Source organism: Bradyrhizobium sp. USDA 4454, from assembly GCF_054822705.1.
In genome coordinates, this window is sequence record NZ_JBTRCN010000001.1 from 2,032,218 (window position 1) to 2,044,931 (window position 12,714).

Consider the following 12,714-nt stretch of genomic DNA (forward strand, 5'->3'; position numbering starts at 1 on the left):
GCACGGGTCAGTTCGACTTCACCAGCGGGCAGCCGCCCTTGTCGAGCGGGCGGAAGGCTTCGTCGCCGGGCACGGCGGCGATCAGTCTGGTCTCGAACAGATACATGTCGTGCACCATGCGGCCATCGATCCGGATATGGCCGTTCTTGGCGAAGAAGTCGTTGACCGGCGTGGCGCGCATCTGCGCCATCACCTGCGGCGCCTCGTCGGTGCCAACGGCCTCGATCGCCTTCAGGTAATGCATGGTCGCCGAATACAGGCCGACCTGGATCATGGTCGGCCCGCAAAGAGCGGGGAGAGGGCGAAGGCTATAGCGACGGCAATGCGGTGACGGCGGCCTTGATGGTGCCGTCGGTCTCCACGATCACCCGCAGCGTCTTCGAATCGAACGCGATGTCGGCCAGGCGGATGCTGTTGACGTCGGCGTCGACCCGAATGCCTTCCTCGTTCTTTTGCAGGTCGGCGATAGCGGCGGCGATCTTGCGCTGCGCATTGGCCGCGAACGGCTTGAGGTCGACGACCAGCCGGTCGGCCAGCGCCTGCTGCATGTGCGGGATCGCCGCGCGCGCGGCCGCGCCGAGCAGGCCGAACGCCGCCTCGGATTCCACCGCCAGCTCGACGTCGGCAAGCCGCAGCGTCTGCGCCGCCTGGTCGAGCCGCGGCCGGCCCCAGATGTGCACCGTCGCCTCGGCGCCGAGGCCGAAGAAGCTCTTCTTCTCCTTGGCGTGCACCAGAAGCGAGATCAAAAGCCGATCGCCGGAGGCCGCGATGCTCGCGCTCTTGACGGTGACGCCGACGGGGCCGGAACCGTCCTCGGGGAAGGTCTTGCCCTTCAGCTGCGCCTCGACCAGCTGCGTCAGCGTGGTGAAGGACATGTCGACCGGCAGGCCGATCGCGATCTGGCTCGACATCGGCGGCACGATCGAGAGCTTGTCGGGGAAGGGGCAGTTCGGCGTGGTCTGCGTTTCGGTGATCCGCGTCTCGGCCTCGATCCCCATGGTCAGGATCACCGAGGACGCATCGACCTTGGGTTGCGCCGCGATCGCGCGGGTCGGCCGCAGCTCGAGCCACAACGGCGGCATCGACGCGGTGCCGCCGGTGCCTTGCAGCGGGAGCGAGCGGCAAGCCTTGGTCCACTGCGCGCGGGCGTTGTCCTGGAACACCGGGTCGTTGCGCAATCGCGTCTCGACCGCGGAGATCTGGTCGGCCACCGCCTTATCGATCACCGGCTTGACCTGGGCCGGCACGCTGATGCGGACGCCGGCGGCCGACAAGCTGGTGTCGCCGAGATTGACCTGCGCCTGCAGGTTCGGCTCGATCCGCCAGGACGCGCCGAGCTTCGGCCGCGCGGTCAGGGTGACGCCGCCCTTGATGTCGGCATTGGCGTTGATATTCTTGATGTTGACGGCGCCGATCTGCTTGGCGACGTTGCCGCCGAGCAGGCTGCCAAGTGCATTGCTGACCGCGCCGGTCGCCTGTGCCGACAGCGATCCGGTGACCTTGAGCGTGCCACTGATCGGGGTCGTCAGCGTCAGTACGTCCTGCGCGCCGGTGGCCGCGATCGGCCCGCGCGATGCGGTCCAGCCGATGTCGGCATTTTGCAGGATCTGCTGCACCGGATTGTCGGCCTTGCCGCCGAAGGTTTTCGGCGCGCCGCGTTCGGCGGCGTCGCGAATCGCCGACAGCGCGACCGAGACCTGCGCCACGACCGTCGAGGACCGCGGCGCCTGCGGCAGCGGCGGCAGCTCGGCGAGCTGCGGCTTCTGCAGGGTGGCACCTGGCGAAAGCCAGTCCATAGCCTTGAGGCTGATTGCGAACGAGATCAGCACGACCGTGATGCCGAGTGCGATCGTTCTTGGATGCATCGGTAGACGCATCATTCCCCCGCATGAAAATCAACTTTGACGGGTTGTACAGGCCCCCCGACGAGGGCGCCAGTGTGGCGGGATCAAGCTGCTTCAGGGGCGGAAGCAGGCCCAATGTCCGGGTCACCTGGACGTTAACGATTGTGAACGCGACAACGGCCCCGGTGGGGAGCCGGAGCCGTTGTCTGAGCCTTGGAGGAGACTTTGGGGGTAGGCTTGGGGAAGTCGATCTTGTTAGCGGACGGCCGAACCGAGGTCGGCGCGGCGGTCGCTCATCGGCAGCACGATTACCTTGGTGCCGACACTGACCCGCGAATAGAGGTCGCTGACGTCCTCATTGGTGAGCCGCAGGCAGCCGGAGGAGACGCGGGTGCCGATCGTTTCCGGCGCGTTGGTCCCGTGAATGCGGTAGATGGTGCCGCCGAGATACATCGCGCGGGCGCCGAGCGGGTTGCCGGGGCCGCCGGCCATGTGGCGCGGCAGATAGGGCTGGCGGGCAATCATTTCCGGCGGCGGGGTCCAATCCGGCCATTCCGCCTTCTTGGTGATGGTCTGGGTGCCCGACCAGGTGAAGCCGTCACGGCCGATGCCGATGCCGTAGCGCATCGCCTGGCCATTGCCGAGCACCAGGTAGAGATAGGTGTTCGGCGTATCGATGATGATGGTGCCGGGGGCCTCGCGGGTCGGATAGCTGACGACCTGACGGCGCAGGCGGGCAGGCAGTTCGACGGAGCGGTCTTCCTCCTGCACCTGCGGCATCGACTGCACCGGCGGCTGCACGGCCGTGGTCGGCGGCGTCAGGAGGAAGGGGAAGAATGGGAGCGGCGCGGCCGCGGCGGAATTCGAGAAAGCGACTGATCCAATCGCCAGCGCACCGAAGGCGGCGGCAGCGAGACGTGCGTTCAGCTTGATGGAATTGAACATTGTCGACCCCTGTTGTTTGCGCCCTGCGCGCCAGTTCCGGCGCGTCGTTGGGTCAAAGCAGTACAGGTGAGGCGTTTCAGGACGTTTGCACGAAATCGCCAAAATGGTTTCGTGCCGTTAGGGTTTTGTTTCGTCCGTGTTTCGTCGCACGGTTAAGGGCTTCTTGCCGGGGAGGGGTGTCCCGCCCCAAGACATCCTTCGTGGCACGGCGCTTGCTGTCCCAACCCATTGTTTCGAAATGGAGTTGGAATGAATGCAGGGGCGTACGATCGGCAGCATGCTGGACCGGCAAAAGGGTTTTGGTCCCGGGTTCGATTTCCTGCGCATTGCACTGGCGGTTTCCGTCGTCGCGGCCCATGCACCCTATGTCGCTCATGGCAGCAGCGGCGGCGAGCAGGCGTGGATCGCCTGGTTTCCGCACTACGCCATCCTCGTGATGTTCTTCGCGCTGAGCGGATTTCTGATCGCGGCGAGCGGCCTGCGGCTCGGCCTGAAAGAGTTTCTCACCAATCGCGGCATGCGGATCATTCCGGCGCTTGCCGTCGAAATCGTGCTCTCGGCGCTGATTCTCGGGCCGATCTTCACCGCGCTGCCGCTGTGGGATTACTTCGCCAATCTCGGCACCTACAAGTACTTCACCAACATCGTGGGCCTCGTGAACTACGTGCTGCCGGGCGTGTTCAGCGGCAATCCAGCGCCCGAGGTCAACAGCTCGCTGTGGACGGTGCCGTTCGAATATGGCTGCTACGCGCTGATGACGGTGTTCATCCTGTTCGGGCTGCTGCGCAAGCCGAAGATCATCGTGCTCGGTGCGGTCGTGCTGGTCGGTATTGGCCTTGCGCTCGCATTCACCGGGCACGCCGCGCAACCGTCGCAACTGCCCGCCGGCGTCGCCGGCTCGCTGCACGAGCGGATCTTCAGCACGGCACCGTTCCTCGGACGCGGTGCGAAGCTGCCGGTCGCCTTCATGCTCGGCATCGCGATCTATCTCCATCGCGACCGCATTCCCTATGACGGGCGGATCCTGGCCGCCTGCTGTGCGCTTTGCGCGGGCGCGGCGCTGCTCGGGCCGGCGGACTGGATGAGCCAGCCGGTGCTCAACGCCATCATTGCGCCGGCGCTGGTCTATATCACCGCCTATCTCGGCGTCTCGAAGCTGCCGCGGCTGCCGCTGTTCTCGCGCGGCGACTATTCCTACGGCATCTATCTCTACGGATTTCCGGTGCAGCAGGTGGTGCGGGTGTGGCTGCCGCATGCGCCGGTGATCGTTCAGTTCGCGGTCGCGCTGCTGCTGATCACGTTGTTCGCGGCGTTCTCCTGGCACTGGATCGAGAAGCCGGTCCTGAAGCTGCGCAGCCGCTTCTCGTTCGTGGCGCGCAAGCGCCTCGAACCCGAGGAAATGGCCGAGACGCTCGAAGGGACCGGGCCGCTTGCCGTGACCGTGAGCGGCACCAGGAGCCGGCGCTCCTCCTGACCAGAGGCAACAACCGGACTCAGAAGCGGATATATCCGGCGAATCCGTCCCACAGCAGCTTGGCCGCGGTGATGACCAAAATGGCGTAGCAGGCGCGGTACAGCGCGCGCTGGTCGAGCCGCTCGTGCAGTCGCCATCCGGCCCAGACGCCGACCGGCACGGCGGGCACGCACAGCGCCATCAATATCCACAGGCTGCGTGACGGTGTGGCGAGCACGAGCCAGGGGCCGGCCTTCAGCAAATTGCCGACCGTGAAGAACAGGCTGGTGGTGCCGGCATAGAGCGCCTTCGACATGCCGAGCGGCAGCAGATAGATGGCAAGCGGTGGGCCGCCCGAATGCGCCACCATCGTGGTGACGCCGGAGGAAAGGCCGGCGAAGGTCGCCTTGATCGTCGAGCGCGGGCGCGGCTTGATCTCGCCACCGCCGATGAACCACAGCGCGGCGAACGCCAGCGTCACCACGCCCATTACGATCTCCACCGCATGCCGGTCGAGATCGCGCAGCACGAAATAGCCGAGGCCGATGCCGATCACGAGCGCCGGCAGCAGCATCACGAGGTCCGCGCGCGACCAGGTGTTGGGCCGCCAGAACCGCAGCGCCGTGATATCCATCACGACGAACAGCGGCGCCAGCAGCGCGCCCGCCGCGATCGGATCCATCGCCAGCGACAGCAGCGGGATGCCGACGATGGCAAAGCCGCCGCCGAATGCGCCCTTCATGAACGCGATCAGGAAGACGCCGGCCAACGCGATCGCGAGCACGAAGGGCGCGGGCAGGTCGGCGGTGATGGACGTGATCATGGTGTCGTGCGGAGCGTTGTGGTCGCACTCATACATGGCCACCCGCGCATCCACGCGCAATCCAAACATTGCTCTCGGTGCACTTTGCTCTCGGAGCAATCGGCGTGTGCTAGCCAGAGCATGATGAGATTAGGTTGAGCTGCAACGGCGTCGAAACTTCACCTCTCCCTTGGGAGAAGTCGATTTGCGCAGCAAATCGGGTGAGGGGTTACGGTCTATCGAGAGAGCAAGAGCCCTCACCCGGATTGCTCTGGACGATGCTTCGCATCGCCAGACGCAATCCGACCTCTCCCCGCCGGGGAGAGGTGAACCGAGACCGCGCCAAGCCGATTCAACCCAATCTCATCGCGCTTTAGCCTGCGCGCATCCGCGGCAGGCCCGGCTTCTCGCCGTTGAGCACCGCGCGGCGGTCGGAGACGGCGTGGTGGAATTGCTCGAGCGTCAGCCCGATCACCGAGAGGTCGCCTTCCTCGATCGCGCCATCGTCGTAGCAATCGAGCGCCTCGCGCAGCAGCGCGTCCGCATCACCCTGCATCGCCGCGAGCTCCTCCGCCGTTTCGGCGCCGCGCGCCCGCGAGATCAGCTTCAGCAGATTGTCGCGATGGACGATGTAGTGCTCGCGCTCGTTGCGCTTCATGTAGTGGCGCAGCCACGCGCCCGCCGAACCGAGGCCGGAGATCAGCAGGATGCCGCCCCAGATGTAATCAGAGTATTTTTCCAGGAAGGTGCGCTCGGTGCCGTCGATATAGGCCGCGGCGCCCTGATGCGCCGGAAGTGCTGCGTCCTTGTCGGTGTCCGGCTTCTCGATCTTGCCCGCCGCCGGCAGGTCGCGCGCGACCTGGAGCCGCTGCGTGAACAATTGCCGGTCGAGCGCGCCGACGGTCGATTCCTCCAGCGCGTGCTGCGCGATGATGAGGTGATTGACGCCGACGGTCTCGACCTTGTCCTCGGGCCGAGCCGGCGACGACGAGAAGATGCTGCCGGCGATCTCCTCGGACTCGTAGCGCGGATGCTTCTGCGCGATCGCTTCCGAGACGTCGATCGGGAGGAACACCGGTTCGCCGCGCGCGGCCGCCGTCGCCGTGATCGCTTCCGCCGTCACCTTGCTGTCGAGCGGGCCGACCGTCATGTAGGCATCGAGCGACGGATCGCGCGCGAGGTCGGCGACCTTATTGACGGCGAACTGGCTGATCGCGACCTTGTCGGGATTGACGCCGGACTCGCTCAGGATCACGCGCAGCAGCGTGACGTTGGCCTGGGTGCTGCCGACCACGCCGACCTTGTGGCCGGCGAGATCGTCGATGCTCTTGATCTTGGCGGACCGCCGCTTGCCCTTTGCCCCCGAGGGCGCCCACAGCACGACGACATTCTTGCGCAGGATCGCAACCGACTCGGCGCTCGCCGGCAGATCGAGATCGCCGCGCACCACCGCGAGGTCGACCTTGTTCGCGGTGAACAGCGCGATGCTTTCGGCCGCGCCCTGCGTGGTCACCGGCTTCAGCCGCACCGAGTTGCCGCCATGCGCAAATGACTGGGCGAAGCCCTGGATCAGCCTGACGTCCTCGCTGCCGGTCGGGCCGACCGCGATCGACAGCGTCACCGGACGCAGCGCGTAGTACAGCGTGCCGGCGGCGACCGCGAACACGAGCATGCCGGTCGCGAGGATCAGCAGCGACGAGTTTCGCCGTCTGAGCCTGCGGCGCACCGTGCCGGGATTTTCACTCTGCTCTGACATCTGATTGTCATCTTACACGAAAAACCGGCCGCCCGCCGTGAAAAACAACCTAACATTTCGATGACGTCATACGTTTGAAACATCCATGTCAGAACGTCGTGCGAGCAGAATCAAGATTAACGATTTGGATCTCCTGCAATGCGCATACTCGTTGCGACCGATGCCTGGCATCCGCAAGTCAACGGCGTGGTCCGGACGCTGACCTCGCTTGCGCGCAGCGTCGAGACGCTCGGCGCCGAGATCGAATTCCTGACGCCCGATGGCTTCCGCTCGGTGGGCGTGCCGACCTATCCTGGCCTGCGGATGGCGCTGCCGAACCGCCGCGAGATCGCGCGCCGCATCGAGGAGGCCGCGCCCGAGGCGATCCATATCGCCACCGAAGGGCCGATCGGCTGGTCGGTGCGCAGCTATTGCCGGCGCAACAAGCTCGCCTTCACCACATCCTATACAACGCGCTTTCCGGAGTATGTTTCCGTGCGCACCGGCATTCCGGACAGCGTCGGCTACGCGGTGCTGCGGCACTTCCATGCCGCCGGCTCGATGACGATGGTCGCGACCGACTCGCTGCGGTCGGAGCTTGCCGAGCGCGGCTTCCGCCGGCTCGGCTTCTGGACTCGCGGCGTCGACACCAGGATCTTCAATCCGGACCAACCGGCGGTGCTCGACCTGCCGCGGCCGATCTTCATGACGATGGGCCGGGTCGCGGTGGAGAAGAATCTCGACGCCTTCCTGTCGCTGGACCTGCCGGGCTCCAAGGTCGTGGTCGGCGACGGGCCGCAACGGGCGGCCTTGCAACAGAAGTATCCCGACGCGATTTTCCTGGGCGAGAAGAAGGGCCAGGATCTGACCTCGCACCTCGCCGCCGCCGACGTCTTCGTATTTCCGAGCCTGACCGACACCTTCGGCGTCGTGCAGCTCGAGGCGCTGGCCTGCGGCACGCCGGTGGCGGCGTTCCCGGTCACCGGCCCGAAAGACGTCATCGCCGACCATCCGATCGGCGCGATCGACGATGATCTGCGCGCCGCCTGCCTGCGCGCGCTGAACATGTCGCGCGCCGACTGCCGCAATTTCGCGTTGGAGCGTTCCTGGGAAAACAGTGCGCGTCAGTTCATCGGCAATCTGGCCACGTTGCAGCCGAGCCGCGCGCCGCGGCCCGCGCGCCGCGTCGCCGGCCGCAGTGCGGTTCCGAATTAACAGCTCAATCGAACCAAAGACGAGAGACTATCTATGGCTGAAATCATCAAGCTGGGCGCCGACCGTTCCATGGACTTCGACCGCGAGACGGTCGAGCAGGCCTACGACCGCTGGGCGCCGATCTACGACCTCGTGTTCGGCGGCGTGTTCAGCAAGGGCCGGCAGGCTGCGATCCAGGCCACCAACAAGATCGGCGGCCGCGTGCTCGAGGTCGGCGTCGGCACCGGCATCTCGCTGCCGCTCTATAGCCCGAATGTGCGCATTTTCGGCACCGACATCTCGGAAGCGATGCTCGAGAAGGCCAAGAAGCGGGTTGCCGAGCAGGGTCTGAAGAATGTCGAGGGCCTCGCGGTGATGGACGCCGAGAAGCTCGAATTCCCCGACAATTCGTTCGACGTGGTGATGGCGCAGTACGTGCTGTCGGCGGTGCCGAACCCGGAAGCGGCCCTCGACGAATTCGCCCGCGTGGTCCGTCCGGGCGGCGAACTGATCATCCTGACCCGCGTCAGCGCCGATGCCGGCGTCCGCCGCTTCATCGAGCAGAAGCTGCAGCCGGTGGTGCGCCCGCTCGGGTTCCGGACCGCCGAATTCGCCTGGTCGCGCTACACCAAATGGCTGGCCGGCGCCCGCGGCATGGAGCTCGCCGAACGCCGCCTGATCCCCCCGCTCGGCCATTTCTCGCTGGTCCGCTTCCGCAAGGCGGATGTCGCCAAGGCGGCCTGAGCGGCGGCCAAGGGAAGCCAAGGCAGGCGGACCCAGCCCCGCCGATCCTCCCGGGTGAGGTCCGCACAGCGCACCGCAAAACCGGGAGGCTACGATCCTCTCGGCCTTATCCCCGCAGATTTCGCCGGGATGAGGCAAAACCCTGCTCCGGTTGCGTCAAGGCGTCGCTCCGCATTGTCATATGTCATTATGATGATGTCACACGCGATACATCGAATCCCTGTAAATCCTGTCCCGAAAGATGTTGGGGGAACCAATGATCAAGAACTTCCTGCAAGAGCTGCGTACCCAGCGTTGGGATGACCATCGCTTCTACCATCACAGCCGGATCAACCAGAGCCTGCACTTCGTCAGCGCGCTGAGCTTCCTGTTCGCCTATGTGATGCTGTTCTTCGATCCGGTCGTGTCGGCGCTGGTCGGCTGGCTGGTCTCGATGACCTCGCGCCAGGCCGGTCACTTCTTCTTCGAGCCGAAGGGCTATGACCACGTCAACCAGGCGACCCACGAGCACAAGGAAGACATCAAGGTCGGCTACAATCTGCAGCGCAAGGTCGTGCTGATGGCGATCTGGGCGCTGTCGCCGATGGTGCTGTACTTCGATCCGACGCTGTTCGGCCTGTTCAAGCCCTGGGTCACGATGGGCGACTTCACCCGTCAGGTCGCCAAGATCTGGCTCGCGGTCGGCATCGGCGGCCTCTTGTTCCGCACCATCCATTTGTTCTTCATCCGCGACATCGAGACCGGCCTGGTCTGGATGACCAAGATCGTCACCGACCCCTTCAACGACCTCAAGCTCTACCACAAGGCGCCGCTATTCCTGATGAAGGGCGAGCTGATCGATCCGGGTCTCGAAAAGCACGTCAAGCACGCCTGATCGTTGCTCCCAGCGTCTTCCAAACTTGCGTCATGCCCGGGCTTGTCCCGGGCATCACCGTCTTAAGAGCATCGTCATTCCGGGGCGATGCGCAGCATCGAACCCGGAATCTCGAGATTCCGGGTCTGGTCCTTCGGACCATCCCGGAATGACGGTGCTAACAATGTCAACGAAAGCGGACTGGGTGGCCTCAGCTTGTAGCTCGGATGGAGCGCAGCGCAATCCGGCGCAGCTCTCACCGTCGCCGCGACTGATCCCGGATTTCGCTTCGCTCCATCCGGGTTGCGAGGCTCTCCCGCAAGCGGGGGAGGCGGAGGAAGGGGAAGGGCGGGGCGAGGGAGCGGAGGGACCGCGGACTACTTCAGCGCCTGAGCCTCACGGCCACAACGTTAACGCCGTCATTCCGGGGCGCTCGCGTCAGCGAGCGAACCCGGAATCTCGAGATTCCGGGTTCGATGCTTCGCATCGCCCCGGAATGACGATGCCACTGCGCGGAACCGCGCGCCGTGCCGAGTGCTCAGCGCCCGAGCTTCACGGCGACCATCTCCTTCAGGATCTGGCGCTTGATGGTCTTGTTGGTGAGGCCGTCCTTGTGCCACCACCAGCCGTCGCGCTTCATCTTCTCGGACGCGGCGACGAAACGGTCGGCAACCTCGGCGAAATCGGCGTCGGTGTAGTTCAGGGTGAAGATCAGGCGGCCGGTGCCGACCCAGCTCAGCGCCAGCCCCTCGGCGCGCAGATAGTATTGCAGCATCCAGTTGTAGCGGGACGGCTCGGTGTAATAGACGGTCCAGATCGACGAGATGTTGCCGACGCGAAGCGGCAGGCCTGCGGCGGTGAGACGGTCATTGAGCGCCTTGGCGCGACCGTTCCAGGTCTCGTCGAGCCCGTTGTAGATCGAACGGAAGTTCGGGCTGGCGAGCCGGCTCAAAAACTCGTCCATCGCCGTCATCACATAGGGATGCGAATTGAAGGTGCCGCGGGCGAAGCAGATGTCGGCCGGCCGGTCGTCGCGGAATCGCCGCATCAGGTCCTTGCGGCCGCACACCACGCCGATCGGCAGTCCGCCGGCCAGGCTCTTGCCGTAGGTCACCATGTCGGCCTTGACGCCGAAATATTCCTGGGCGCCGCCGGCGGCGAGGCGGAAGCCGACGAACACCTCGTCGAAGATCAGCACGATGCCGCGCTCGGTGCAGACCTCGCGCAGCTGCTTCAGCCATTCGGTGTAGGCGGCGCGGTCGTATTTGGAGGAGCGCGACGAATCGACCAGCGCGGAATCGCCGGGCGCGTTGGAGTTCGGATGCAGCGCCTGCAACGGATTGACCAGGACGCAGGCGATGTCCTTGCGGGTGCGCAGCACGTGCAGCGTCTTCTCCGACATGTCGGCGAGGGTGTAGGTCTCGTGCGGCGACACCGGGTTGCCGACGCCGGGCTGCACCTCGCCCCACCAGCCGTGATAGCTGCCGGCGAAGCGCACCAGATGCGTCCGCTTGGTGTGGTAGCGCGTGAGCCGCACCGCCTGCATCACGGCCTCGGTGCCGGACATGTGGAACGAGACCTCGTCGAGGCCGGAGAGCTCGCACAGCCGCTTCACATTGTCGGCAATGATCGGGTGGTAGGGGCCGAGCACCGGGCCGAGCGCCTGCGCCCGCTTCTCACCCTCGGCGATGCACTCCTTGTAGAAGTCGTTGCCGAAGATGTTGACGCCATAGGAGCCGGTCAGGTCGTAGGACACATTGCCGTCGACATCGGTGACGGTGACGCCGCCGGAGGCCTCGACGAAGGCCGAGGTGCCGAGATGCTCGCGCACCAGGCGGCTGTACTGGAACGGCACCCGGTAGGATTCGGTGAATTGCAGGTCGGAGATCCGCTCGGTCACCTCGGCGGTGAGCGCGCGGCCCTTCGGGTAGCGGTCCTGGTAGAGGCCGGCGAGGCGGAAGAAGCCGTCCTGCCGCTGCATCGCGATGTCCTTCGGCGCTCCGTCGGAGCAGAAGAACGCGTCGATGTCGAATTCGTAGTGCGGCACCATGCGCGCGACCATCTTGGACATTTTGGAATGTCCGGTCAGCGAGCGGTGCTTGGCCCGCGACAGCGCGAGGCGGGCCTGGATTTTGGGGAAAGCTGCGGCGGCGCCGGCAAGCGCGGCGGCGGACAGCGAGAGAATCGGAAGGGATGTTTCCATGACAGAAGCGCTAGCCTCGGCACCTAACAGATTCATGACAGTCAAAGGCCTGATCTCGGCATTCACCCAGCAGGAGGACCTCAATTTCCTGCTCACCAACCGGATTCCGCGGGCGGCGCTGACCCGTTTCATGGGCTGGTTCTCCAAGGTCGAGAACCCCCTGGTGCGCGACGCCTCGATCGCCTGCTGGAAGCTGTTCTCCGAGCTCGATCTGTCGGAAGCGAAGAAGACCGAGTTCAGGAGCCTGCACGACTGCTTCACCCGCGAGCTGAAGCCCGGCCTGCGCCCGGCGGCGGCCGATCCCGCCATCATCGCGAGCCCGTCGGATGCGATCATCGGCGCGCATGGCCGGATCGAGGACGGGCAGTTGTTCCAGGTCAAGGGCGCGCCTTATTCGCTGCTCGACCTGCTCGGCGATCCCGCATTGGTGGAGCAGCACAAAAACGGCCGCTTCGTCACGCTGAGGCTGACCTCGAGCATGTATCACCGCTTCCACGCGCCGTACGATCTTGCGATCGACAAGGTCACGTTCATTCATGGCGACGTCTGGAACGTCAATCCGATCGCGCTGAAGCGGATCGAGCGGCTGTTCTGCAAGAACGAGCGCGCGGTGCTGCGCGCGAAACTGCCGACCGGCGAGGCGCTGACGCTGGTTCCGGTCGCCGCGATCCTGGTCGCGAGCCTGCGCCTGCATTTCCTCGACGTCACGCTGAACGCGCAGTCGCGCGGCCCGGTGCATTTCCCCTGTGACGTGCATGTGAAGAAGGGCGATGAGCTCGGCTGGTTCGAGCACGGCTCGACCATCATCGTGCTGGCGCCCGGTCATTTCGAGTTCTGCGACAATGTCGTGGAGGGAACGCGGATCAAATGCGGCGAACCTTTGTTGCGCAAGCCCGCAATCTGATCGCGCACTAGTGTCCCGAATCTGAAGTTCGCATCAT

The 12,714-nt window shown here is 65.2% G+C and carries 10 protein-coding genes and 1 pseudogene; 5 read left to right on the plus strand and 6 right to left on the minus strand.

Features of this window, described 5'->3' with window-relative positions; genetic code table 11:
- Window positions 1–7 precede the first annotated feature (7 nt).
- The 3 genes and pseudogenes from ACVIW0_RS09180 to ACVIW0_RS09190 form a co-directional block, all read right to left on the minus strand.
- Window positions 8–280, minus strand: a pseudogene (locus ACVIW0_RS09180) (ABC transporter substrate-binding protein); the annotation flags it as partial.
- 28 nt (window positions 281–308) lie between these two features.
- The gene (locus ACVIW0_RS09185; RefSeq protein WP_461357284.1) at window positions 309–1,877 is read right to left on the minus strand and encodes a DUF4403 family protein; all 1,569 of its coding nucleotides are present in this window, start codon (window positions 1,875–1,877) and stop codon (window positions 309–311) included.
- Between the two features lie 222 nt (window positions 1,878–2,099).
- Entirely contained in the window at window positions 2,100–2,789 is a 690-nt protein-coding gene (locus ACVIW0_RS09190) for a L,D-transpeptidase (protein WP_461352022.1), read from the minus strand.
- A gap of 253 nt (window positions 2,790–3,042) precedes the next feature.
- On the opposite strand from ACVIW0_RS09190, the gene ACVIW0_RS09195 reads away from it, so the two are divergent.
- On the plus strand, window positions 3,043–4,263 hold the full coding sequence (locus ACVIW0_RS09195) for an acyltransferase family protein (protein ID WP_461352023.1): 1,221 nt from the start codon (window positions 3,043–3,045) through the stop codon (window positions 4,261–4,263).
- Between the two features lie 19 nt (window positions 4,264–4,282).
- Here the strand turns inward: ACVIW0_RS09195 and ACVIW0_RS09200 are convergent, their stop codons facing one another.
- Window positions 4,283–5,065, minus strand: a complete 783-nt coding sequence (locus ACVIW0_RS09200; RefSeq protein WP_461357285.1) for a sulfite exporter TauE/SafE family protein — start codon at window positions 5,063–5,065, stop codon at window positions 4,283–4,285.
- A 352-nt stretch (window positions 5,066–5,417) separates the two neighbouring features.
- A complete protein-coding gene (locus ACVIW0_RS09205; RefSeq protein ID WP_461352024.1) occupies window positions 5,418–6,800 on the minus strand; it encodes a TAXI family TRAP transporter solute-binding subunit in 1,383 nt (460 codons plus the stop codon).
- 138 nt (window positions 6,801–6,938) lie between these two features.
- Between ACVIW0_RS09205 and ACVIW0_RS09210 the strand changes: the two genes are divergently transcribed.
- From ACVIW0_RS09210 to ACVIW0_RS09220, 3 genes are all read left to right on the plus strand, one after another.
- Window positions 6,939–7,994: a glycosyltransferase family 4 protein gene (locus tag ACVIW0_RS09210; RefSeq protein ID WP_461352025.1), complete on the plus strand. Its 1,056-nt coding sequence runs from the start codon at window positions 6,939–6,941 to the stop codon at window positions 7,992–7,994.
- Between the two features lie 33 nt (window positions 7,995–8,027).
- Window positions 8,028–8,717, plus strand: a complete 690-nt coding sequence (locus ACVIW0_RS09215; RefSeq protein ID WP_028342227.1) for a class I SAM-dependent methyltransferase — start codon at window positions 8,028–8,030, stop codon at window positions 8,715–8,717.
- Between the two features lie 256 nt (window positions 8,718–8,973).
- Window positions 8,974–9,591: a hypothetical protein gene (locus tag ACVIW0_RS09220; protein WP_461352026.1), complete on the plus strand. Its 618-nt coding sequence runs from the start codon at window positions 8,974–8,976 to the stop codon at window positions 9,589–9,591.
- Window positions 9,592–10,108: 517 nt separating this feature from the next.
- Here the strand turns inward: ACVIW0_RS09220 and ACVIW0_RS09225 are convergent.
- Complete coding sequence (locus ACVIW0_RS09225) at window positions 10,109–11,773, minus strand: aminotransferase class III-fold pyridoxal phosphate-dependent enzyme (protein WP_461352027.1); 1,665 nt, start codon at window positions 11,771–11,773, stop codon at window positions 10,109–10,111.
- A gap of 34 nt (window positions 11,774–11,807) precedes the next feature.
- On the opposite strand from ACVIW0_RS09225, the gene asd reads away from it, so the two are divergent.
- Window positions 11,808–12,677 (plus strand): archaetidylserine decarboxylase, encoded by an 870-nt coding sequence (gene asd, locus ACVIW0_RS09230; RefSeq protein WP_461352028.1) that lies wholly within the window; start codon window positions 11,808–11,810, stop codon window positions 12,675–12,677.
- The last annotated feature ends 37 nt before the right edge of the window (window positions 12,678–12,714 follow it).

Coding starts and splice junctions, on each gene's coding strand:
- ACVIW0_RS09185 (WP_461357284.1), bottom strand. CDS start 1,877: ATGCGTCTACCGATGCATCCAAGAACGATCGCACTCGGCATCACGGTC.
- ACVIW0_RS09190 (WP_461352022.1), bottom strand. CDS start 2,789: ATGTTCAATTCCATCAAGCTGAACGCACGTCTCGCTGCCGCCGCCTTC.
- ACVIW0_RS09195 (WP_461352023.1), top strand. CDS start 3,043: ATGCAGGGGCGTACGATCGGCAGCATGCTGGACCGGCAAAAGGGTTTT.
- ACVIW0_RS09200 (WP_461357285.1), bottom strand. CDS start 5,065: ATGATCACGTCCATCACCGCCGACCTGCCCGCGCCCTTCGTGCTCGCG.
- ACVIW0_RS09205 (WP_461352024.1), bottom strand. CDS start 6,800: ATGTCAGAGCAGAGTGAAAATCCCGGCACGGTGCGCCGCAGGCTCAGA.
- ACVIW0_RS09210 (WP_461352025.1), top strand. CDS start 6,939: ATGCGCATACTCGTTGCGACCGATGCCTGGCATCCGCAAGTCAACGGC.
- ACVIW0_RS09215 (WP_028342227.1), top strand. CDS start 8,028: ATGGCTGAAATCATCAAGCTGGGCGCCGACCGTTCCATGGACTTCGAC.
- ACVIW0_RS09220 (WP_461352026.1), top strand. CDS start 8,974: ATGATCAAGAACTTCCTGCAAGAGCTGCGTACCCAGCGTTGGGATGAC.
- ACVIW0_RS09225 (WP_461352027.1), bottom strand. CDS start 11,773: ATGGAAACATCCCTTCCGATTCTCTCGCTGTCCGCCGCCGCGCTTGCC.
- asd (WP_461352028.1), top strand. CDS start 11,808: ATGACAGTCAAAGGCCTGATCTCGGCATTCACCCAGCAGGAGGACCTC.